Raw genomic sequence first — 17,710 nt, forward strand, 5'->3', positions numbered from 1 at the left:
AGCCTCCAAAAGCGAGAAGCCCGCTGCCCAGTGCGGGCGGCAGGCGGGTTGGTGGCCGAGCGGTGTGGGCTCAGCGAATTTCGATAAGGGGGATCGAGGTGATCGATCCGAGGCGCTCGATATCAAGCGTGACGTCCATCAGGTCCGAGTCGAACCGCACCGGCACGTCGAACTCAAAGCCTGCGGTCACCGCCGCGCCCAGCGCGGGCGGCGACGAGAAGGTGACGATGCCGGTCGTTGCGTCGACCGACCAGCCCGAGAACTGCTCGACGCCACCGACCGCGACACGGACCGTGCCTGCGACCGGTTTCTGGATGGTGCGCCACCAATAGTGCTCGTCTGTCCCGTAGCGCTTGCGCAGCTGAACTGTGCTCTGGCCTCCGGTGCCGGTGCCGAGCAGCTGGTCCTCGTCCGAGACAGCCCGCGAGGGCAAGCTGCTCTTGTAGTCGGCCCAGTCCTTGAACCGGAAGCCGTAGAGCCGCCCGAGGCGAGCCTCGAAGAACTCGACCACCGCGTGCAGGTCGTCGGCGCGGCGGATGCCATAGGAGACGTCGTAGCGGCGCCTCGACGCGGACCAGGAGGCGTTGCGCTCTTCGCGGCCAGAGGCAAGCTCCACGATCTGCGTGCGGCGCTGCGGCCCGCCGCGGGCGCCCCGGCTGATGTTGTCCGGGAACCGAACCTCGTGAAACGCCATTACATGCCCCTCCGGCCCATGGAGACCGCGCGGGCGATATCGGCCGCGACCTGCGTGCGGCTCTGCCGGAAGCTCTCGACGTCGCGCGCGTTAATGTTGACCGTGACTCCACCGCCGCCGTAGCCGCGGGTCTCGCGCCGGGAGAGCACGCGCTCGCCACGCTGCAAGATTGCCGGAACCTCGTCTGATTTCAGACCGGCCCAGCCGCCGTCGTGCATCCTCGGCGCGTTGGCGAAGGCCATCGCCGGGACCATCCGCGAGGGCGCGGAGCCGCCGACCATGCCGCCCGAGTGGAAGACGCCCGCGAAGATGCCACCGAGCCCGCCCAGCGCGCCGCCGAGCGCGTTGGCGATGGGCCCGAGGATGAACTTGCGCGCCGCCAGCTTTGCGAGATCGGCCAGCAGTGAGGTAACCAGGCTGCGGAAGTCGAGCTTGCCGGTCTTCACGAACTCACCGATGGCGTTCTCGGCGCCTTGGAACGCGCCCACCAGAGCGTTGCCAATGTCAGCACCGACGTCTCGGGCCTTTTTGGCGTAGTCAGCCAGAGTGGCGACAACCGCATCCCATCCCGTTTTCGTTTCCTCGGCAGCTTTCTTGCCCGCGCCACCAGCTCGACCGCCTGCCGCCGCCGCGTCATCAAATGACTGAGAAACCTCTCCTGCGGTCGTAGAGGTTTCCTCAAGCGCGGTTGTGGTTCCCGACACGGCGTCCTTGAGTGCCTGCCACGCTGTCATGGGGCGCGAAGCCGCGTCCGAGAGCATCCCCGCCGCCTCGGAATAGCCCGAAGCCCGACCGCGTGCGTCGTCGGCCATGCCACCGAAAAGGTTTGGCGACTCGACGTACGTTTGTCCCATCGCGGCGCGAAAGGCCTCGCCCGCCGCGTTGCCAGCGGCGGCCGCCGCGCCCTCGTATGGGTTCTCGATTCCGCCCAGCGCCACAGGATTTAGCGTGCCGATCCGGACACCGCCTTCGCCTGTCGCCCACTCCGGCAGCAGCGCCAGCGCGCTGTTCAGCGTCTCGATGAAGGAGTTGATCCGAGTGACGACCGCGTTCAGCATCGACTCGACGCCGCCGATCAGCCCGTTGGCCGCTTGGAAGACGAAGTCGCCGATCGCCTGCGGCAGCGCACCCCAGATCGCCTTGACCGCGTCAAAGGCGCCCTGGAATGTCCCGACAGCGCTGTTGCCCCAGCCCACCACCGCGTCCGTGGCGCCCTGCAGGCCGTCGTAGATCACCGCCTGCGCGGAGGCCCAGCCGGATTCCACGCGCGCCCAGGCGGCGCTGGCGCTCAGCGAGACGCGGTCCCAGACCTCGACCGCCACGTCCTTCAGCAGGCTCATGGCGTTGCCAAAGCCGCCAGCGCCAGAGACAAGGCGGGTGAACTGATAGACGAGCTCGCCCGCGCCGACGATCAGCGCCCCGATCCCGGTCCTGATCAGCGCACCCCGCAGGAAGACCAGCGCGGTGGCGAGGCCTTTCACAGAGAGCGCGGCGACCGCGAGCCCGGCCACCCACCGCCCGGCAAGGAACGCCGCGAAGGTGGTGGCGTAGGTTGTCAGCCGGCCAAGGTTGGCGAAGAGGCCCTGAATGGCCATGCCCAGCGGCCCGGTGGTGCGCGCCATCACGGCCATCGCATCCGCTACCGCCTCAAGGGCGGGCGCGGCCGCGACCGCCAGCTGGTTCGAGACGCCGCGCCAGATCAGTCCAAGGCGCGAGATCGCATCGTTCGTGCGCTCGATCTGGTCGGCGTCCTGCTCGGAGACGACGATGCCAAAGTCCCGCACGTCCTGCGTCGCCTGGCGCAGCGTCGCGGTGTCGATCCGCGACATGGCGATGGAGCCTTCCTCGCCGAAAATCTGACCGGCCACGGCGGCGCGCTTTGCCTCGGGAACGAACTCCGTCATGGCGGCCGACACGGCCGCGATCCTCTGATCGAGCGGCATGCCAATCAGGGTCTCGGCGGAGAGGTTCAGCCGGTCGAGGGCAGCTGCCGCGGGACCTCCGGAAGCAGCCGCTTGGCTCAGGCGCCGGGTCATATCCTTGGTGGCCTGCTCAATCCCGGACATGGACACGCCAGCGAGCTCGCCCGCGCGCTCAAGCACCTGCAGGCTCTCGACCGTCGTGCCGAGGGACTGAGCCAGCTTGGCCTGTGCGTCGACCGTCTGCAGGCCCGAGCGGATCATGGCCACGCCAGCAGCCGCGACAGCAGCGCCAGCGGCGGCGGCGGCGATGCGCGCGCGCCGAGTGAAGGCCGCGAGGCGCGCGTTGGCCGACTCGATTTCGGTGGAAAGACGACGCATGCCTCGGCCGCCTGCTTCTCCGACGCCTTGCAGCTCCGCCTTTACCTGTCGTCCGCCCACGGCGGCGAGCCGCACGAACACGCGCTTTTCACTCATGCCGCTCTCCGATCCGTTCGTTGACTTTCTTCACCATCACCGCCTCGATCTCGGGCAGCATCTCCATGGCCGCGAGGCCGCTCACGCCCAGCGCCCGCGCCATTGCCAGCGCGGCTCCCATGTCCCACCCGAGGATTGTCTGCTGCGTTGCCCGCAGCTGGCCGCCGAGCCGCCCGACGAGGTCCCAGACCTGCGCGCCCTCGAGTGTCTCGGGCCTGTTCAGCCGCGCCGGGCAGTCCGGGCACGAGCCTTTGCAGGCTTCGCAGTACCGGTCGCCCCCGCTGAAGTGCCAGTCGGCGAGGGCGCGGAGACGTTTTTTTCCCGTTCCAGCACCAGCGCCTTCGCGACGTAGCCCTCCTGGAACGCTTCGAAGATCGGCCAGATATCGAGCAGGGCGCCGACGCCTTCCGGCGAGACGTCGAGCGGCTCGCCGTCCTCGTCGCCGACGCCTTCCCATTCCAGCACGGCGCGGCGCGCCAGAGCCTTCGCGAAGACCAGAGCCCGGTCTTCGTTCGTCGCCTCGTCGGGCAGGGTCTCGATGGTCGGATCGTTGCGGGTCGCGACCATGAGGGCGGTGGTGAGCGGGAGCAGTCGCACCCGCACACCTGGGGCGAGATCAAGCCAGCGCGGCGCGTTTGTGAGGTCAAGCTTCAGCATGATCAGTAATCCGCCACGTCGTTGACCAGTTCGACGGTGCACATGCGTCCCACGACAGCGTCCTTCGCGGCCTGCCAATCCAAGGTTGCCTGCACGCCCTGCGGCCCACCGATCTCCACGCGCGGGCGCGGCAGATAGACCGAGTGCACGGTAAAGGTCAGACTCTCGCCGCTTGCGAGGGTGTAGGCAAATTCGAGCTCGCAGTCGGTGCCGTCGATCGCCTGCGTCATGAGAGTGTTGTCGGCGAAGCGAACCTCCATGCTGCCGGTCAGCGCCGCCATTGAGGGATCGGCGCCGTCGATCTTGCCGTCGGCCCGGATCGTCTCGATGCGGTCGAGGTTGTTGGCATAGGTGATCTGGGTCGAGACCACATTGCCCAGCGCAACGCCGTCGCGCTTGATCGAGCCGTTGAAGTGCCCGAAGCGCACAAGGCTGATCTCGGTGGGCGTGCCCGCGTTCGTGGTCGTGGCCGGGGTCTCTCCCTGCGCCACAAGGCTCACGGAGGCGGTCAGCAGGCCGGAGCGCTGCATCTGCCACGACAGCTGGTCCACCACGCAGCCCGCGTACATCGCGAAGCGCGGTACCTCGGGCATGCCGATCTCGATGGCGAGGCTGGGGAGGGTCCAGCCGCCCGAGCGGTACTCGTGGGTGTAGGGTGCGGCGGCGCCGGTGGTGGTAGGCTCACCGAACGCGGCCTTCAGCCAGTAGCCGAAGCCGACCGCGTCGATGGGGACGACAACGTCGCCGTCGGCGGTGAGCGCGTCCTTGATCGGCGCGAGCGGATCCCGGCCATAGCCAAGAAGCTCGGATTCCAGCAGTGGTTGCTCCGCGCCAAGCGTCGAGGTGGCGAAGGGCATCTTGAAGTAGCCGCTCGCAGGCGGCGTGCCGTAGACGGATTCGAAGGCGAGCGCCATCTGCGCCCGCGCCCCCTGTGCGCGTGCCATGTCCTGTGTTCCTTTCGTGGTTCAGAGAAGGGGATCGGCGGTCCCGTAAGTGAGGACGACCGGGATGGTCGCGGCCTTGAAGCCTTCGGCTCCCTCGATGGCCAAGTTGATCGGGGCAGGTGCTTCCCCGATGGCATAGTCGCAGAGGCCACCGAACGTGCGGTCCGCGGCGATGGCCGCGTGGATGGCCAGCTTCAGGGCGTCAAAAGCCGCCTCGCGCGCGGCCTCTGTCCCCTCGACCAGCACGTCGATCTCGGCGCGGTGCTCGTAGACGTAGAGCGGCGGCGACATGAGCGCCTCGGGCGTGCCCGGATTGCCATCGCGCAGGATCATGACGCCTGCGGCCGGGACACGCTCGGGCAGCACCGCGTTGCGGAGCACCTTCGCGCCGTATGGCATGCGACCGACGAGCGCGCTGTGCAGCGCCTGCAGGACGGCTTCGCTCTTGCTGGGCATCAGACGCCTTCCTTCCAGTTCGAGACAATAAGGCCCGGCACCCGGTTCGCCCAAGCCTCCCCGTCGCGGGCGAGGTCCAGCCGTTTGCGAAGGTTGACCTGCGGCACGAGGATGAAGATCGGAACCGTCGCGACGCCGCGACCGGTCTTTGACCGAGACGCGACCGCGCGGCCCTTGGTGTTCAGCCGGGACTCGGCGACCAGCAGGCTCGGAGCGCCGCGGCGATAGACGAAGCGCAGCCGCAAGCCGGTCCGCTGTTCCCAGCCGCCTGGCGTGATCCGCTTGTTTCCGACGCCCTTAGCACCGGCTGCGGGCGTGGGGATCGCGAGGTAGAAGCCGTTCTTCGAGCGGATCAGCGCGCCCCGCTCGAACGCCCCGATGGGCTCCGGGGCGTTCGTCCAGACCATCGTCGCGGCGTTCAGCGAGTCCATCGCCTTCGGATACACCGCCGAGCGGATCGTGCGGGCCAGCCGCGTTCCAAGCCCAGCGCCGAGAATTTGCCCGCGCCAGTCGTTCTTCAGCCCGGTGCCAGCCGCGGCCATCGCGCGGGACACCGCGCGCTCGCCGTCGGTGGTGACCTCGCGCATCTGCTCCGCAAGATCGCCGACGATGTCGAGCTTGATCCTCATAGAGGGCGCCCCTCGGTCGACCAGACCAGGCGCTCGCGGTCGCGGATCGGCTCGGAGCGAACCTCGAAGAGCTCGCCCGCGATCTCGATCGTGTCACCTTTCGCGAGGCTCGAAACCTCCGCGACGCGCAGATCGAGGGTCAGAGTGTCCGTCACGAACCGGCTGTCGCCGAAGTTGGCCAGCTGGTCCGGTGCTTTCCGGATCACGCGCACAGGCGTGCCGGAGCCTTCGCCGCCCGCCCGGTAAAGGGCGTCGACAGCCATGTTCGGGTCCTCGAACAGGAGGTCGATGGCGGCGGCGAAGGCGTTCATGGTCAGGCCGTCACGCCAGCGCCGTTCAGACGCACGCGGCCGGTGGTTTCACCAGCGCCCGAACCGACCGCCTGCACTGCCACGCCGATCAGCTTGTTGGTGCTGGCGACGTTGGTGCAGGCAGTGCCGTTCCAGTAAATCAGAGCGCCGACCGTCCACGCTTGGCTTCCAACCTTGGGCAGGTCGTAGACTCCGGTCAGGTTGATGACACCTTGCGCGCCGTTGGCGATCGCGCCAGCCGCCACACCGAACAGGCTGCCGACAAGAACACCGGCGCCCGACGCAATGTCGGCACCGGCAGTGATGGTGAGCGTATCGCCCACCGAGACGAAGTTTTTCATGGGGACTCTCCCGCTGAAGGTGAAGGAAAGCCGGGCCCGCTGGTGGGCCCGGCGTCAGTTCAGGCTCACGCCGGAGCAGCGCCCGCGTTCTTGAACAGGCCGCGCCAGTCGATCGCTTTTGCGGCGAAGTCGTGCCGCGCCTTGATCTCCATGCCGTCGACCTCGAAGCCCATGCGGGTCTCGGTGAAGACACCTTCCTGACCGTCGAGGTACGCGTATTCGACCGTGTCGATGCGCGACGGATCGGCGGCGAGGAACCACGGGTCCTGACCGGACGCGGGGATGAGGCGGGGTTCCTCGATCACCTGCATGCGGCCCGCGTAGGGGTTCACATCGGCGGTTTTCGAGGGCGTGGTCGCGGTCACCTGCTTGCGGGCTTCGACCGAGCGCTGACCGGGCGGCACGAGGATGTACTGCGGCAGGATGCTGATCTTGCGGCCCTCGATGCCGGTCTGCTGCGCGAACTTGCGGTAGGCTTCCGACAGCGAGGCCTCGCCGATCACGGCGGCGGTGCCGAGGTTGCCGTGGCCCGCGTCGAACAGGTTCACGCCATCGGCCATCGCCGGGTTCTGCATCAGGATCGCATAGACGATGTCCGATTCCAGATCGGCGGCCGAGACACCGAACGCGGCCGGGACGCGGGTGAAGGCGTCCAGGTCGTCGTTGATCAGCGTCTGGCGCGTGATCGAGACGATGCGGCCATAGGTGGCCAGCGCGTAGACCTCCTTGGCCTCGCCGATGGTCCCGTACTGGAACTCACCGGACTCAAGCACCTTCTCGAGATCGGGCGCACCGCCCAGCTGCGTGCGCTGCACCGGCTTGAAGTCGGTGATGGTCGCGCGCCGCGCCCAGGCGCCGAAGGTGCGGGGCGTGCCGTCGTAGGCCGCGCGCAGCGTCTTGTTCGCGACGTTCGCGAGGATCGCCGGGAAGTCGCTGGTCGAGTGGTAGCCGACCGAGGCGCGAGCCTGGAAGGCGAGACCGGCCAGTTCCATCTTCGACATGCCGCGGGTGCTGACGCCGCCGCGCTCGAGGGCGTGGCGCGCCATCTCGATCAGCGACAGGCCGCGGAACTCCCGCCCGTTGGCGGTCAGCTGGTGCTGGCCCGGGTTGTGGCGGTGCATCAGCGCCTCGGCCATCGCGTCGCGGTACTGGACGTCGCGCTCGCCGTTGCGGGCCTGAGCGGGTGCAAGCTCGGCAGTCCGGCCAGCCGGGTCGGTCTCGACCAGCTTGTCGAGGATCCGCGAGCGGGCCTGATCCAGCGAGACGCCATCACGGATCAGCTGATCGCGGAAGGCGGCGTCAAGGCCGTGCCGGGAGCAGAGCGTGCCGATCTCGGCCGAGCGGGTGCGCTCTTCGGCGCGGATCGCCTCGGCGTCGATCACCGGCGCTTGCGAGGCGGCGGGCGCCGGGGCGGCTTGGGCGGCGCGGGTCTGCTGGCCCGCGTCGGTGCGGACGGCCGTCGTTTCATCACCGGCCGCATTGGGGTTGTCTTTGGGCATCACTGCCTCCTTTCCAGAAGCCGCCTGTGCGGCAGGTGTGTCGCGCCGGATGATGACGCAGGGGTTGCGGTTCTCGCGGCCGGATTGCTCCGAACGGATGCTCGCGCCGGGATCGGCCGGCATGGCGACCGCCGAAATCTCGAAGGGTTCCCAATCGACGGCGCGCCACAGCTCGCGGGCGCCGTCCTTCTTGGTGATTTCGTAGCGGTGGACGCGATAGCCCACCGAGACCTTGTTGATGGTGCGCTCGAGGATGCGCTGGATGGCGGGCGCCGCGTCCTCCGCGCTGGTGAGGCGGATTTTCGCGGTCCCTTGCCCGTTCTCGACGCGGACGGAGCCGGGCACCACCGAGCCGAGCACATTCGCCACGCCGCCCCAGGTCTGGTGGCTGTCGAGGAAGGGCGCGCCGTCGTTCAGGCGGTCGAGCCGGATCGAGTTGCCGTCGACCAGCAGCTCTTCGTCGTACTCGACGCGGTCGTCCCAGCCTTCCCAGCGGACGCGCTGGACCGTGGCGCCCGTCGTCCAGATGATGTCGATGGTGCGCTCGGCCTCGTTGATGGTGTCGGCGCGCACCATCGCTTCCCGCCCGATGAGGGGCAGGTCCAAGGTGTCTCTCGGCATGTTGGGTTACTCCGTTGCGGGCTCGCGCGAGGGCGCGGCGTTGGGATCGGCCGTCTGCACGAGACCGGCCTTGGTTACCTTGCGAGGGTCGGCGTCGTAGACGAGCCCGAGCTCGTCCATCTTCGCGTTGAAGTCGGCGGCTTCCTTGAGGAGCTCTTCCGGATCGTAGCCGCGCCGCGCGATCTGCTGCGGGATCGTGGCGAAGCCGGAGCGGACCTCGAGCAGGTCGGCCTGGGCGTCCTGCAGCGGGTTCACGCTCTCGAACCGGGTCGGGCCCCACTCGGCGAAGATTTCAACTCCGCGCGGCAGGAGGCCCGCGTCCTGGGCGTACTCGATGAACCAGCCCCAGATTCGCTCGCAGAACATGGGAATGACGGTCTGCCACTGGATTTGCTCGATCATGCGGCGGAACTCGTTCAGCCCAGCGCGCGTGCTCGAGAAGTTCGCTTGGCTCATGTCGCCAGTCATCAGCGCGTAGGGGACGCGGAAGCCCGCCGAGATCAGGTGTTGCTGGCCGCGCAACCACTCGCCAAGACCTCCTGTCGAGGACGGCTGGTTGAACTTGATGTCCTTGCCGTTGCGGGCATAGGCGATCAGGCCGGGCTCGAACTGCTCGATGCGGTGGCCCTCGGCGTCTTCGACCGAAGGCGCGATTCCTTGATCAGCTTCCTCGGCGCCGAAGACGATGCCCACGAGGCAGGCTTCGGTCTTCTTGCGCACCAGCTCGGCGTGCTGCCAGTCGTCCAGATCGCGGATGTGCCGCATGGCGGGCGTGCCCCAAGGGACGCCACGCGACTGCACACGCTGGCGCTCGAACAGATGCGCGACGCGGTCGGCCGGGATGCGGACCGACTCGAAGCGCCGGCCGAACACTGTCACCGTCCCGCCCGGGTGATCCGGGAACAGCCAGTAAGCGGAACGCCGACCGTTGCGGTCGTACTCGATGCCCTGGTCGATCCGGACGCCATCCGGCCGGTTGTCCATGCGCGCCGAGTTCGAGATGATCCGCCTCCCGCAGCTCGATCTGCAGCGGGACCACGTTCGGCGCGCGCATCGAGGTCGGACGGGCAAGCGCGAAGACCTCGCCGCCCTCGATCATCTCGCGGACGGCAAGGTTCAGCAGCCCGTGAAAGTCGGTGTGGCCGTGGCGGTCGCAGCTGCGCGACCAGCGCTTCCAGAGGGCGTCGACGCGCTCGTTCAGCGCCGGATCGTTCGTGGCGGCGCGCGGCCGGATGCCAGTGCCGACGATGTTGTTGACCAGCACCTGCACAGCCTGGGCGGCCATGGGGTTGTTGCGGACCAGATCGCGCATCCGGTCGCGCAGGATCGGCCCAGCGCCCGCGATCTCCTTGTCGGCCGAGTTGCCGGTGGCGCGCCAGCCGTCCGTCCCGCGCCCCTTGGAAGCCGCGTCGTAGCCGCGCTTCCGCTCGATCGCGTCGCGTGCGTAGAGCCGCCGCAGTGCCGCCTCTGGCGAAAACACCGCGACGGCTCTGTCGATCAGGCCGAAACGCAAGGGAGGAGGAGTGCGCTTGGCCATCAGGACCTCCGATAGCTGGCGAAGCCAGCGATTGGCAGTTTCTTTCCGCCCTGCGCGGCGAGATCAGCCTCGATGGTGGCGATGATCTGGCGCATTTCGTTCAGGGAGCGGTACTTGGTGGTTTTTCCGTCGTAGCTGACCTCGGTCACGCCGGAGGCGTAGGCCCGCTTGATCGCGTCGAGTTGTGCCTGCGTGAATCCGGCCATTTCAGAACCATTTCCTGCCCCGCGAACCCATCCAGTCGGACGAGCGGCGCGGTGGCTGCTTCGTTGGCGGCCGGTTCGGCACGCCAGCGGGTGGCGCGGCGTCCTCACGACCGAGGTTGATCTGTTCCTCCAGCTGCTCCCAGCGGCGCTGGTCCCAGCGGTCCAGCCCCATCAGCCAAGCGGCTGCGCGGGCGTAGACGCGGCAGTCGAGGGCCTCGTTGCGGTCCCGCGTCTTCTGCCACTCGAGCTTCTGAAAGCCCTGCCTCGTCTTGATGGTCATCAGCTGCTCGGCGGTCAGCTGCTTCATCCACTCGGCGGGCGTCCCCTTCGGAATGTGGATGTAGCCGGTCGGCCATTCTCCACCGGCAGTGATGTCCTCTTCCGTCGGCGCGTTCAGCCGCAGGAAGCGGTAGGTCTCGCTCTTGAAGACCGCGCCCGCGACCTTCCAAAGCTGCACGCCGCGCCGCAGTTTCCGGCCTGCCTCCGTCGTCTCCACGTAGGTCGGCCCATCCACTGGCGTCGACCGGTCGAAGCCCGCGACGCCCTTGATCGCGATCACCTGGCCGCGCCCGACCGAGCGCACCCACGAATAGACCGCGTCGGTCGTTACGCCGTCGCCGGTGTCGATCGCCATTCGGGCCAGCGCCATATTGGCACCGCCCTCGTGCGGCCATGTGGTGTTCAAGAACTCCGTCAGGTCGTGCCAGACTTCCGGCCGCGCCGTGTCGCCCTCGATGACGATGTGGTCCACCAGCCAAGAGCGGAGGTTCTTGCCCCAGCCCCAGACGTCGATTTCAATCCGGTCGCGCTGCACGTCCGCGCCACCTGTCAGCACCAGCACGCCCTCGGGCGCGTGGCCCAGCTGCCAGTTCTCCCGGCGCTCGTACAGGCGCTGCCAGTCGGGCGCTTCGCCCTTTTCCTGCCACGTCTCACCGAGGACGGTGTTCTTCAGGGTCTTCAGAGCGGCGTCGTTGCCCGCCGCCTGCTCCCAGCCGCGGGCGATTTCCTCCCAAGAGAGCCACCCGAGCGGCGAATAGAGACCGCTGATGTGGAACCCCACCACGCCCGCCGCCTGCGCGTTGGCGAGCGTCTCCGGGTCCGCCGTTGGCATCCAGCAAGCGCCGTTCGCCTCGTCCATCATCGCGGTCTTGTGCCGCTCGGCGATGGGCTCGTCGCAGTGCTCGCAGATGTATCGCGCCGTCTCCGGGCGCCCCTTCTCCCAGCGAAGGCGCTCGAACTGCAGCCATTGCAGGCCACCACAGTGCGGGCAGGGCACGTGGTAGCGCTGCTGATCGCTCATCTCGTACTCCCGCTCGATCCGCGACAGGCCCTTGATCGTGGGCGTCGAGGCGAGAAACACCTTGCTCCTGTGGCCGAAGCTGATCGTCCGGGCCTCGGCCAGCGCGATCGGGTCGCCTTCCCCGTCGAGGTCGCCCGGGTAGGCGTCCACCTCGTCCAGGAAGACCCAGCGCGCGGGCATCGAGCGCAGGCCCACCGCGCTGTTCGCCCCGGTCAGGATCAGCTGCCCGCCCGGAAACCGCTTTCCGAGGATCGTGTTGCCGCTGTCCCGTGACCGCGACGGCATCACAAGCGCCCGCAGCTCCGGGCTTTCCTCGATCAGCGGGTCGATCCGCTGCTGCGAGAGGCGCTTGGCCAGATCGACCGTCGGCTGCACCGCGAGAAACGGGCCGGGGGCCCGATGCATCGCGAACCCGATCCAGTTTGTTGCCCGCCTCGGTCGCCCCGACCTGCGCCGCCTTCATGAACACCACCCGCTGCGCCGGGCTCGATGGCGAAAGCGCGTCCATGATCGCCCGCATGAACGGCGTCCGCGCCGTCCGGTAGGGCCCGGCCTCGGATGCTGCCCGCGAGGACAGGATTCGATGCCGATCCGCCCACTCCGAGACGGTCAGCGCGGGATCCGGAGCGAGTCCTGCCAGCCAAGCGCGGCGGATTTCGTCCGCTCCGTCGAAGTCAGCGAAGTTCAAGCTTCACCTCGGCCATGTCGGCCAGATGCTTTCGCAGGTACTTGTCCAGCACCTGCTCCATCTTGTGCGGCTCGACACCCAGCTCGGCCGCCATGTTCGCGGCCACACGAGGTGGCCAGTTCTGCCAGGCGTCGCGTTCCCGCCGCGCCAGGTCGAAAACCACCGCTGTCGTGCGAGCTCGATCGACCAGCTCGCCCTTCATCTTGGCCAGCTTCACCTTGGCGGTCTGGGCCTTGATCACTTCGTTGGCCATCCGAGCGCGGAGGAAGGACACCTCGCCGCCCGCTGCAGGGTCCGGTTCCGCGCCCGCCTCGCGCAGCGTCTCGCTGACCGCCTCGATGGCCGAGCGCGGCACCGGCTTTGTCGCCGAGGCGCGCGCGGTGCCTGCGGCGGTCGCCGCTCCCATCGCCTGGGCGTTCGGTCCTCGCTGCTTGGCCGGGTCCGTCTGGGCGTCCCACTGGCGATCCGCCTTGGCCGGGTCGATCGTGCCGTCAGCCTCGACCGTGATGCGACCGGTCGCGATGGCCTTGCCCACCGCTGTGTGGCTGACACCGCGGTGCGCGGCGTATTGCCGACGCGACAGTCCCATTCGGTCAGGCTCCCCTTCGACACTCCCCTTCCGGCTGGGGTTTCTGCTTATAAAGCAATGATATTGCTGCGATTTCTCTACACTGTAAGCGCCCGTAGAGCGATGGTGATTACACCAAGCGACGCACCCCGCGACGCACCAGCCACGGAGACAAGACCATGACCAACGCACAGCAAGCCAACGTCGCCCGCCAAGAAGCAGCCAAGGCCAAGGTGGCCGCGGCGCAGGAACGCAGCACCGAAGCGATGGCGCGGATGGACCGCGCAGCATGGGACGCCGCGCAGGCCGAGATGCGCGCCGCCGAGGCAGAGTGGCAGGACGCAGTCCGCGAGAGCGTCGAAACCCGCTGGTAAGCAGACACGATCACGGAAAGGCAAAGACCATGACCATCGAGTGCACCATCCGCTTCAAGAACGAGCCTCGCGCCGCCATCGAGCGCGCGCTCGGCTCGATCCTCCTGACCACCGAGGCCGACACCGCGCAGGGCCTGATGGGCGGGTTCTTCTTCAAGACCGACCGCAGCCCGACCGCGATCCTCGCCGCCTTCGAAGAAGACGGCTTCGAGTTTGCCGACTTCGAAAACATCGAATTCCGCACGATTTGAGCGCCTCAAGGGAGACACAACAATGCACAGCCGCACCCGCGACAACACCGCTGCCCTCGACGCCTTCCTCGCGAAGAAGGCCGAGATCGACACCATGCTCGCCCGCCTGCAGGCGCTGAGCGCGGACCACTTCGAAGCCAGCGCCGACGAGGTCCATTGGGGCCACGTTGGCACGCTCGGCTTTTACGCCGAGCAGCTGAAGCGCATCACCGACGCCGCCTTCAAGGAAGGGGAGCACGCCGAATGACAAACCACCGCGCAAACACCAAGCAGGCAGCGCTGATCGCCATGCTGCGCGCGCCTGAAGGCGCCACGCTGGACGAGATCGTCGCCGCGCTCGGCTGGCAAAAACACACCGCTCGCGGCGCCATGTCCGGAGCCCTGAAAAAGGCGATATTATACTTTACGTACCCACGCCCATCAGGTAGTTTGAAACTGTAGCCAAGAGGTTTGTAATATCTGTCCTTTCCCGCCCTGAGTTCCACGACGAAGCCGCCGCTTACGCCTATGTTGAGGCGCGCATCTGGGCGAATGGCCGGGTTTGCCCGCACTGCGGCGAATGTGAGCGTACTGGAAAGCTGAACGGCGCTTCGACCCGGATTGGCGCTTACAAGTGCTACCAGTGCCGCAAGGCCTTCACCGTCAAGATCGGCACCATCTTTGAAGCAAGCCATGTTCCGATGAACCTGTGGCTTCAATCGATCTACCTGATGTGTGCCAGCAAGAAGGGCATCAGCAGCAATCAATTGCACCGCACTTTGGGTGTGACCCTGAAAACCGCTTGGTTCATGTCTCACCGTATCCGTCACGCAATGTCCGACGATGGCACCATGCAGTTTGGCAATGGCGGCGGCGTGGTTGAAGTTGACGAAACTTTCATCGGCACCAACTCCAAGAAATCCAAAACTGCGCGCGGTTATGCTCACAAGATGAAAGTTGTCAGCCTTGTTGACCGCGAAACTGGCCGCGCCAAAAGCATCGTGGTTGATGATCTGACTATCGCGACCATCACCCCGATCCTTGAAGCCAACATCGCCAAAGAGGCTGTCCTGCACACCGATGAAGCCAAGCACTATACCAAGCCCGGCAAGGCCTTTGCTGGCCACGGTGTGGTTCAGCACAGCGTCGGCGAATATGGCCGTGGCGACGTTCACACCAACACCATTGAAGGCTTCTTCTCGATTTTCAAACGCGGCATGAAGGGCGTCTACCAGCACTGCGGCAAGAAGCACCTGCACCGCTACATGGCAGAATTTGACTTCCGTTACACCAATCGGGTTGCGAACGGCATCGATGACCAGATGCGCGCCGTCATTGCTTTGGTTGGCGTCAAAGGCAAGCGTCTGACCTATCAAACAACTGGTGCATGATGCCGAAAAAGAAAGAGAATCTGACCCAGAAAGAGCAATCCGAACTGTTCCGAAAGGCCGTTCAGGAACTGGTGGACGCTGGCGAACTAAGCCCCATAGAGACCGACGAAAAGTTTGAGGCATTTCTGTTGCGAGCAACTCGTATGAAATCGTCATAGCTCATGCTCCAGATTGTTTCCGCTTTTGCCGCTGCGCGCGATTCGATCAGTTGGGCAGACGATGCAATCAACGAGTTGCGCTATGCCTTTCAGGTCTTCATTCAAGGCGATGTTGCAGAAATTGTGATTGAGTTCGATTCTCAGACCAGCGAGCACGTTAGAAAGCTTCGTTTTAAGTCCCCCTTCCCCAAGGTTCTCAACCGAAAAACTACTGAGGCCTTGATTAATCTCAGGCACAGTTTTGATCAGGCCGCTGCGGCCGCGCACCGGGTGACCAATAGTAGGCGGGCAAGTGATCCGACATTCCCGTGGGGACAGACCCCTAAAGACGTTGAATTTCGCTTGAAACAGAAAGGGTTTGATGAGCGCTTGAGGGATACTTTCATGGCCCATGAGCCATACCCCCGAGCGGATACTCACCCCGGCGGCGACGACATTATCAGATCGCTTTCCATGGTCGCCAACAACAAACACACGGTCGGATTGGGTGTCCACGGCTACCTGACTGGCGTTCAGTATCCCACTCTTTCCACCGGCAAGGGGCAACTTAGCTTCTCGATGCCAACATGGGACCCTGTGAAAAACGAAGCCGAACTGGTCCGATGGTCCGGTGAGGCTAACTCGGACGGTAAATATGAGTTCGCCTTCCAGATAGTCTTTAATGATTTCAGGTTCCTAAGTCTGTGGAAGCGATAGCGGGACTGGAGGCTTTTTCGGCAAAAGCCAAGGCGGTCGCTGAAGACCTCCAAAGTCGATGCATTGAGATCAACAGTTGAGTTATGACGCATCGCTCACCCACCGACCTTGGGTATGCGATGTATAACATCGCCCTGAAAAAGCGCCTCGGCCTGACCATCACGTCCGAACAAGAGCCCGAGCGCGGCCGCGTTTACCGGATCGCGGACGACGACGCCTCCTGACCGCCGCCAGCGCGCCGTGACCTGAAGGAGACCGCGCCCAGCGCGGTCTTTTCCGTTTCCGCCGCGGTGCGCGGCGTATTGGCGGCGCGACATTCCCATTCGGCCAGACTCCCCTTTGATACTCCCCTTCCGGCTGGGGTTTCCGCTCATAAAGCAATGTTATTGCTGCGATTTCTCTACACTGTAAGCGCCAGTAGAGCGATGGTGATTACACAAAGCGACGCACCCCGCGACGCACCAGACCCGGAGACCAAGCCATGAGCAGCACCGACATTCGCATCCGCTACCCCGAGGGCACCATCGGAACCGACACCACACGCTTCGCCAAGAAGGTCGAAGCGATCCTTGAAGCAGCCGCTTGCATGAATCCCCCGAGCGTCTGCGACATGCCCAGCCACCTGATCATCACGATCGCAACGGACGATCTCTTCGAAGTCGCCACCGCGCTTCGCACTGCGAAGCTGATTTCTTGACCACACAGCCCCGGCGTAGCGCCGGGGCACTCCAAACGGAGACACAGCCATGAGCGCTCGCAAGAACCGGATCGACCAGATGACCAGCAGCGATTACGCCCTCGACGCCTTCCTCGCCAAGAAGGCCGAGTTCGACACCATGCTCGCCCGCCTGCAGGCGCTGAGCGCGGACCACTTCGAAGCCATCCCGGACGAGGTGAACTGGGGCCACGTCGGGACGCTCGGCCATTACGCCGAGCAGCTGCAGCGCATCACCGACGCCGCCTTCAAGGAAGGGGAGCACGCCGAATGACAAACCACCGCGCAAACACCAAGCAGGCGGCGCTGATCGCCATGCTGCGCGCGCCTGAAGGCGCCACGCTGGAAGAGATCGTCGCCGCGCTCGGCTGGCAAAAACACACCGCTCGCGGCGCCATGTCCGGAGCCCTGAAAAAGCGCCTCGGGCTGACCATCCACGCCGAGCCGGAGCCCGGTCGCGGGCGGGTTTACCGGATCAGGGACGACGAAGCCTCCTGAGCGCCGCCAGCGCGCCGTGACCTGAAGGAGCCCGCGCCCAGCGCGGTCTTTTCCGTTTCCGCCGCGCTGCGCACACGCACAGCCTCGAAGAAGCGCCGCAGCGCGTAGGACCGGACCACCGAGACCACGGTGAAGACGCCGCCGATGGCCAAGTGCTCGCCCATCGTGGCGTGGATCCCGAAGAGCGGGAACACGACCGCCTGCGTCAGGACCGCCACGCCGAAGCCCACCGCGACGTTCGTGACCGCCTCGACGGCCGACATGAGGCGAGACTGCTTCACGCCGCAGGCTTCTGCTTGCGTTTGGCAGGCTGGGACTTTTCCTCGATCTTGATCCCAGCGCCGCCCACCCGATCGCTCATCACCTCGATGAAGGTGCGCCCGTCGCCATCGAGCGTGGCCTCCTTGCCGGTCAGGTTCTGCCACCTCGCCACGATCACGTCGATGTAGGCGGGGTTCAGCTCGATGCCGTAGCAGGAACGTCCGGTCGTCTCGGCCGCGATCAGCGTGGTGCCCGATCCCATGAAGGGCTCGTAGACCGCTTGGCCCGGGCTCGAGTTGTTGAGGATCGGCCGGCGCATGCACTCGACCGGCTTCTGGGTGCCGTGAACCGTCTCGGTCCTGTTTTTTGTTCGCCATGTGCCAGAGCGTCGTCTGCTTGCGGTCGCCCGCCCAGTGGCCCTTGCCCTTTTTCCGAACGGCGTACCAGCAGGGCTCGTGCTGCCAGTGGTAGTCGCCGCGGCTGAGGATCAGCCGATCCTTCGCCCAGATGATCTGCGAGCGGATGGCAAACCCGGTCTCG

24 protein-coding genes and 2 pseudogenes are annotated in these 17,710 nt (G+C 66.1%); 9 read left to right on the forward strand and 17 right to left on the reverse strand.

What is annotated here, in order from left to right; all coding sequences use genetic code 11:
- Positions 1–70: 70 nt before the first annotated feature.
- The 15 genes and pseudogenes from VDP61_RS08695 to VDP61_RS08765 all read right to left on the reverse strand — a co-directional run bounded on the left by VDP61_RS08695 (position 71) and on the right by VDP61_RS08765 (position 12,868).
- On the reverse strand, positions 71–694 hold the full coding sequence (locus tag VDP61_RS08695; RefSeq protein ID WP_323006533.1) for a DUF2460 domain-containing protein: 624 nt from the start codon (positions 692–694) through the stop codon (positions 71–73).
- Entirely contained in the window at positions 694–3,090 is a 2,397-nt protein-coding gene (locus tag VDP61_RS08700) for a phage tail tape measure C-terminal domain-containing protein (protein WP_323006534.1), read from the reverse strand. Before VDP61_RS08700 ends, VDP61_RS08695 begins: the two co-directional genes overlap by 1 nt.
- Complete coding sequence (locus VDP61_RS08705; protein WP_323004716.1) at positions 3,083–3,211, reverse strand: hypothetical protein; 129 nt, start codon at positions 3,209–3,211, stop codon at positions 3,083–3,085. Before VDP61_RS08705 ends, VDP61_RS08700 begins: the two co-directional genes overlap by 8 nt.
- Before the next feature lie 98 nt (positions 3,212–3,309).
- On the reverse strand, positions 3,310–3,747 hold the full coding sequence (locus tag VDP61_RS08710) for a hypothetical protein (protein WP_323006535.1): 438 nt from the start codon (positions 3,745–3,747) through the stop codon (positions 3,310–3,312).
- Positions 3,748–3,749: 2 nt separating this feature from the next.
- Positions 3,750–4,691, reverse strand: a complete 942-nt coding sequence (locus tag VDP61_RS08715; RefSeq protein ID WP_323006536.1) for a phage tail tube protein — start codon at positions 4,689–4,691, stop codon at positions 3,750–3,752.
- 21 nt (positions 4,692–4,712) lie between these two features.
- Positions 4,713–5,147 carry an acyl-CoA transferase gene (locus VDP61_RS08720; RefSeq protein ID WP_323006537.1) on the reverse strand — a complete coding sequence of 145 codons (435 nt, stop codon included), beginning with the start codon at positions 5,145–5,147 and terminating at the stop codon, positions 4,713–4,715.
- On the reverse strand, positions 5,147–5,776 hold the full coding sequence (locus tag VDP61_RS08725) for a DUF6441 family protein (protein ID WP_323006538.1): 630 nt from the start codon (positions 5,774–5,776) through the stop codon (positions 5,147–5,149). Before VDP61_RS08725 ends, VDP61_RS08720 begins: the two co-directional genes overlap by 1 nt.
- Entirely contained in the window at positions 5,773–6,087 is a 315-nt protein-coding gene (locus VDP61_RS08730; RefSeq protein WP_323006539.1) for a head-tail joining protein, read from the reverse strand. Before VDP61_RS08730 ends, VDP61_RS08725 begins: the two co-directional genes overlap by 4 nt.
- Before the next feature lie 2 nt (positions 6,088–6,089).
- The gene (locus tag VDP61_RS08735) at positions 6,090–6,428 is read right to left on the reverse strand and encodes a DUF2190 family protein (RefSeq protein WP_323006540.1); all 339 of its coding nucleotides are present in this window, start codon (positions 6,426–6,428) and stop codon (positions 6,090–6,092) included.
- A gap of 65 nt (positions 6,429–6,493) precedes the next feature.
- Positions 6,494–8,533 (reverse strand): prohead protease/major capsid protein fusion protein, encoded by a 2,040-nt coding sequence (locus VDP61_RS08740; RefSeq protein ID WP_323006541.1) that lies wholly within the window; start codon positions 8,531–8,533, stop codon positions 6,494–6,496.
- Positions 8,534–8,554: 21 nt separating this feature from the next.
- On the reverse strand, positions 8,555–9,532 hold the full coding sequence (locus VDP61_RS08745; RefSeq protein ID WP_323006542.1) for a phage portal protein: 978 nt from the start codon (positions 9,530–9,532) through the stop codon (positions 8,555–8,557).
- 64 nt (positions 9,533–9,596) lie between these two features.
- A pseudogene (locus tag VDP61_RS08750) lies at positions 9,597–10,085 on the reverse strand (phage portal protein); the annotation flags it as partial.
- The gene (locus VDP61_RS08755; RefSeq protein ID WP_323006543.1) at positions 10,085–10,291 is read right to left on the reverse strand and encodes a phage head-tail joining protein; all 207 of its coding nucleotides are present in this window, start codon (positions 10,289–10,291) and stop codon (positions 10,085–10,087) included. The gene VDP61_RS08755 and the pseudogene VDP61_RS08750, both read right to left, overlap by 1 nt.
- 1 nt (position 10,292) lies before the next feature.
- A complete protein-coding gene (locus VDP61_RS08760) occupies positions 10,293–11,996 on the reverse strand; it encodes a phage terminase large subunit family protein (RefSeq protein ID WP_416236511.1) in 1,704 nt (567 codons plus the stop codon).
- Positions 11,997–12,265: 269 nt separating this feature from the next.
- Positions 12,266–12,868, reverse strand: a complete 603-nt coding sequence (locus tag VDP61_RS08765) for an elements of external origin (protein WP_323006544.1) — start codon at positions 12,866–12,868, stop codon at positions 12,266–12,268.
- Positions 12,869–13,026: 158 nt separating this feature from the next.
- Here VDP61_RS08765 and VDP61_RS08770 point away from each other — a divergent pair, with 158 nt between their 5' ends.
- From VDP61_RS08770 to VDP61_RS08810, 9 genes are all read left to right on the forward strand, one after another.
- The gene (locus VDP61_RS08770; RefSeq protein WP_323006545.1) at positions 13,027–13,221 is read left to right on the forward strand and encodes a hypothetical protein; all 195 of its coding nucleotides are present in this window, start codon (positions 13,027–13,029) and stop codon (positions 13,219–13,221) included.
- A 29-nt stretch (positions 13,222–13,250) separates the two neighbouring features.
- Positions 13,251–13,472, forward strand: a complete 222-nt coding sequence (locus VDP61_RS08775) for a hypothetical protein (RefSeq protein ID WP_323006546.1) — start codon at positions 13,251–13,253, stop codon at positions 13,470–13,472.
- 22 nt (positions 13,473–13,494) lie between these two features.
- Positions 13,495–13,719 carry a hypothetical protein gene (locus VDP61_RS08780; protein ID WP_323006547.1) on the forward strand — a complete coding sequence of 75 codons (225 nt, stop codon included), beginning with the start codon at positions 13,495–13,497 and terminating at the stop codon, positions 13,717–13,719.
- Complete coding sequence (locus VDP61_RS08785; protein WP_416236512.1) at positions 13,716–13,913, forward strand: DUF3489 domain-containing protein; 198 nt, start codon at positions 13,716–13,718, stop codon at positions 13,911–13,913. Before VDP61_RS08780 ends, VDP61_RS08785 begins: the two co-directional genes overlap by 4 nt.
- A 14-nt stretch (positions 13,914–13,927) precedes the next feature.
- Positions 13,928–14,842, forward strand: a complete 915-nt coding sequence (locus tag VDP61_RS08790; RefSeq protein ID WP_323006558.1) for an IS1595 family transposase — start codon at positions 13,928–13,930, stop codon at positions 14,840–14,842.
- Positions 14,843–15,003: 161 nt separating this feature from the next.
- The gene (locus VDP61_RS08795) at positions 15,004–15,696 is read left to right on the forward strand and encodes a hypothetical protein (RefSeq protein ID WP_323006548.1); all 693 of its coding nucleotides are present in this window, start codon (positions 15,004–15,006) and stop codon (positions 15,694–15,696) included.
- A gap of 481 nt (positions 15,697–16,177) precedes the next feature.
- Positions 16,178–16,393, forward strand: coding sequence for a hypothetical protein (locus tag VDP61_RS08800; RefSeq protein ID WP_323006549.1), 216 nt, complete (start codon positions 16,178–16,180; stop codon positions 16,391–16,393).
- Positions 16,394–16,442: 49 nt separating this feature from the next.
- Entirely contained in the window at positions 16,443–16,685 is a 243-nt protein-coding gene (locus VDP61_RS08805) for a hypothetical protein (RefSeq protein WP_323006550.1), read from the forward strand.
- Positions 16,682–16,909 carry a DUF3489 domain-containing protein gene (locus VDP61_RS08810; RefSeq protein WP_323006551.1) on the forward strand — a complete coding sequence of 76 codons (228 nt, stop codon included), beginning with the start codon at positions 16,682–16,684 and terminating at the stop codon, positions 16,907–16,909. Before VDP61_RS08805 ends, VDP61_RS08810 begins: the two co-directional genes overlap by 4 nt.
- Here the strand turns inward: VDP61_RS08810 and VDP61_RS08815 are convergent.
- Positions 16,879–17,172 carry a hypothetical protein gene (locus tag VDP61_RS08815; RefSeq protein WP_323006552.1) on the reverse strand — a complete coding sequence of 98 codons (294 nt, stop codon included), beginning with the start codon at positions 17,170–17,172 and terminating at the stop codon, positions 16,879–16,881. The two genes, VDP61_RS08810 and VDP61_RS08815, sit on opposite strands and share 31 nt — an antisense overlap.
- A 14-nt stretch (positions 17,173–17,186) precedes the next feature.
- Positions 17,187–17,710 (reverse strand): annotated as a pseudogene (locus VDP61_RS08820) (DNA-methyltransferase); the annotation flags it as partial.

Origin of the sequence: Pseudorhodobacter sp., from assembly GCF_034675685.1 — a bacterium.
GTDB lineage: Bacteria > Pseudomonadota > Alphaproteobacteria > Rhodobacterales > Rhodobacteraceae > Pseudorhodobacter.

Coding starts and splice junctions, on each gene's coding strand:
- VDP61_RS08765 (WP_323006544.1), bottom strand. CDS start 12,868: ATGGGACTGTCGCGTCGGCAATACGCCGCGCACCGCGGTGTCAGCCAC.
- VDP61_RS08730 (WP_323006539.1), bottom strand. CDS start 6,087: ATGAACGCCTTCGCCGCCGCCATCGACCTCCTGTTCGAGGACCCGAAC.
- VDP61_RS08785 (WP_416236512.1), top strand. CDS start 13,716: ATGACAAACCACCGCGCAAACACCAAGCAGGCAGCGCTGATCGCCATG.
- VDP61_RS08715 (WP_323006536.1), bottom strand. CDS start 4,691: ATGGCACGCGCACAGGGGGCGCGGGCGCAGATGGCGCTCGCCTTCGAA.
- VDP61_RS08780 (WP_323006547.1), top strand. CDS start 13,495: ATGCACAGCCGCACCCGCGACAACACCGCTGCCCTCGACGCCTTCCTC.
- VDP61_RS08815 (WP_323006552.1), bottom strand. CDS start 17,172: ATGTCGGCCGTCGAGGCGGTCACGAACGTCGCGGTGGGCTTCGGCGTG.
- VDP61_RS08810 (WP_323006551.1), top strand. CDS start 16,682: ATGACAAACCACCGCGCAAACACCAAGCAGGCGGCGCTGATCGCCATG.
- VDP61_RS08700 (WP_323006534.1), bottom strand. CDS start 3,090: ATGAGTGAAAAGCGCGTGTTCGTGCGGCTCGCCGCCGTGGGCGGACGA.
- VDP61_RS08710 (WP_323006535.1), bottom strand. CDS start 3,747: ATGCTGAAGCTTGACCTCACAAACGCGCCGCGCTGGCTTGATCTCGCC.
- VDP61_RS08805 (WP_323006550.1), top strand. CDS start 16,443: ATGAGCGCTCGCAAGAACCGGATCGACCAGATGACCAGCAGCGATTAC.
- VDP61_RS08800 (WP_323006549.1), top strand. CDS start 16,178: ATGAGCAGCACCGACATTCGCATCCGCTACCCCGAGGGCACCATCGGA.
- VDP61_RS08720 (WP_323006537.1), bottom strand. CDS start 5,147: ATGCCCAGCAAGAGCGAAGCCGTCCTGCAGGCGCTGCACAGCGCGCTC.
- VDP61_RS08735 (WP_323006540.1), bottom strand. CDS start 6,428: ATGAAAAACTTCGTCTCGGTGGGCGATACGCTCACCATCACTGCCGGT.
- VDP61_RS08775 (WP_323006546.1), top strand. CDS start 13,251: ATGACCATCGAGTGCACCATCCGCTTCAAGAACGAGCCTCGCGCCGCC.
- VDP61_RS08755 (WP_323006543.1), bottom strand. CDS start 10,291: ATGGCCGGATTCACGCAGGCACAACTCGACGCGATCAAGCGGGCCTAC.
- VDP61_RS08795 (WP_323006548.1), top strand. CDS start 15,004: ATGCTCCAGATTGTTTCCGCTTTTGCCGCTGCGCGCGATTCGATCAGT.
- VDP61_RS08745 (WP_323006542.1), bottom strand. CDS start 9,532: ATGGACAACCGGCCGGATGGCGTCCGGATCGACCAGGGCATCGAGTAC.
- VDP61_RS08760 (WP_416236511.1), bottom strand. CDS start 11,996: ATGCATCGGGCCCCCGGCCCGTTTCTCGCGGTGCAGCCGACGGTCGAT.
- VDP61_RS08770 (WP_323006545.1), top strand. CDS start 13,027: ATGACCAACGCACAGCAAGCCAACGTCGCCCGCCAAGAAGCAGCCAAG.
- VDP61_RS08725 (WP_323006538.1), bottom strand. CDS start 5,776: ATGAGGATCAAGCTCGACATCGTCGGCGATCTTGCGGAGCAGATGCGC.
- VDP61_RS08695 (WP_323006533.1), bottom strand. CDS start 694: ATGGCGTTTCACGAGGTTCGGTTCCCGGACAACATCAGCCGGGGCGCC.
- VDP61_RS08705 (WP_323004716.1), bottom strand. CDS start 3,211: ATGGGAGCCGCGCTGGCAATGGCGCGGGCGCTGGGCGTGAGCGGCCTC.